Raw genomic sequence first — 1,812 nt, 5'->3', positions numbered from 1 at the left:
GTGAAGGGAACTAAATTTTTAAAAATTTAGTTCTGTCCCACCGCCAGCCCGAACCTAGAAACGAGATAGTGAGGTAGAAAAGTTATGGATAAGGAGTCTGTCCCACCGCCATCAGCTGTACTCCAGCACAGCTGACATTCCTAGCGGAAACTTCATTAACAGCTTCAACTAGTCCAGACTGCACGGCTGACAGGAATTTTGTTTCTTTTATCTACAAGCTCAAAATCTCCACTCTGCTGGAGCTTTTGAGCAGCTAGCTGCCAACCTGTCTGCTCCCGCTTAGTTTGCTGCTGCTGTTCATTGAGTATCAGCTGTTTTCCTGAAAGCTTGCTTGATTTATGGTAAAATAGAAACAGTTTAGTATAGAAGTGAGCAAAATGAAAGATTTATTACAATATTTTAAGGGCTATATCAGAGAGTCTCTGCTGGGCCCTCTGTTTAAGCTCTTGGAAGCCAGCTTTGAGCTCTTGGTGCCGCTCCTGATGGCCGGTATTGTCGACCAGACTATTCCCAAGAAGGATTCCCCCCATCTTTTCTGGATGGTTTTTCTTTTGATAGTCTTAGCTGGTCTGGGAGTTCTGGTAGCGGTCGTGGCCCAGTATTATTCCTCTAAGGCGGCGGTCGGCTTTACCCGCCAGCTGACGCAGGACCTTTACCAGATCATCCTCCGCCTGCCCAAGGCCAGCCGCGATCAGCTGACCGTTTCCAGCTTGGTGACCCGGCTAACCAGCGACACCTACCAGATCCAGACGGGGATCAATCAGTTTCTCCGCCTCTTTCTGCGGGCCCCCATCATTGTCTTTGGCTCTATCATCATGGCCCTGACAATCAGTCCGGCTATTACAGTTTGGTTTTTGGCCATGGTGGGGATGCTGACCTTGATTATCTATGTCATGTCCCGGCTGATGAATCCTCTCTATGCCAAAATCCGTCAGCTGACAGATCAGCTGGTCAGTCTGACCCGGGAGCAGCTGCAGGGCATGCGGGTTATTCGTGCTTTCGGGCAGACTGCTAGGGAAGTACATGATTTTAGAAATAAAAATGAACTCTACAAAACCTGGCAGATTCGGACCGGATTTTTGGCCAGTCTCATCAGTCCGCTGACTTTTTTGGTGGTCAATGCCACCCTGCTGGCGGTCATCTGGCAGGGCAATGCGGCTATTGGACAGGGGCTGCTGACCCAGGGCCGGCTGGTGGCCTTGGTCAATTACCTGCTGCAGATCTTGGTGGAGCTGCTCAAGCTGGCCATGCTGGTCAATTCGCTCAATCAAAGCTATATCAGCGCAGGGCGAATCAGTCAGGTCTTTGCTCAGGCTGAAGAAGATGTCCTGCAGGAGCTGGATCAGGAGACGGCCCTGCCCAATCAAGCTATTCAAGCCCAGCAGGTCAGCTTTTCCTATCCCAATGCCGCTGCTCCGGCTCTTACCGACCTCTCCTTTGACCTGCAGGCGGGTCAGACGCTGGGGGTCATTGGCGGGACCGGCGCGGGTAAGTCTACGCTGGTCCAGCTTTTAGCCCACCTTTACACAGCGGATGCCGGCCGCTTAAGCCTTTTTCATGAGGGGAGAAGTCCGCGCGATTTGAGAGAATGGCGGTCCTGGGTCAGTCTGGTGCCTCAGAAAGCGGAGCTATTTCAGGGAACTATCCGCTCCAATCTGACACTGGGGCTGGACAAGCAGCCTGCAGATGAGCAGGTCTGGCAGGCTCTGACTATCGCTCAGGCGGCAGAATTTGTCGCACAGAAAGAGGGCGGGCTGGATGCGGCAGTGGAGGCTTTTGGCCGCAATTTCTCAGGCGGTCAGCGCCAGCGTC

1 protein-coding gene is annotated in these 1,812 nt (G+C 52.6%); it reads left to right on the top strand.

The genetic code is table 11. The features are described 5' to 3' along the window. Positions 1 to 377: 377 nt before the first annotated feature. Positions 378 to 1,812 (top strand): ABC transporter ATP-binding protein (locus STRDD11_RS12010; RefSeq protein WP_164828491.1); only part of this gene is annotated, 1,435 nt, incomplete at its 3' end.

The organism is Streptococcus sp. DD11 (genome assembly GCF_001578865.1).
Classification (GTDB): Bacteria; Bacillota; Bacilli; order Lactobacillales; family Streptococcaceae; genus Streptococcus; species Streptococcus panodentis.
Note: the sequence above shows the minus strand (reverse complement) of the source record. Positions and strands in the feature narration are given on the sequence as shown.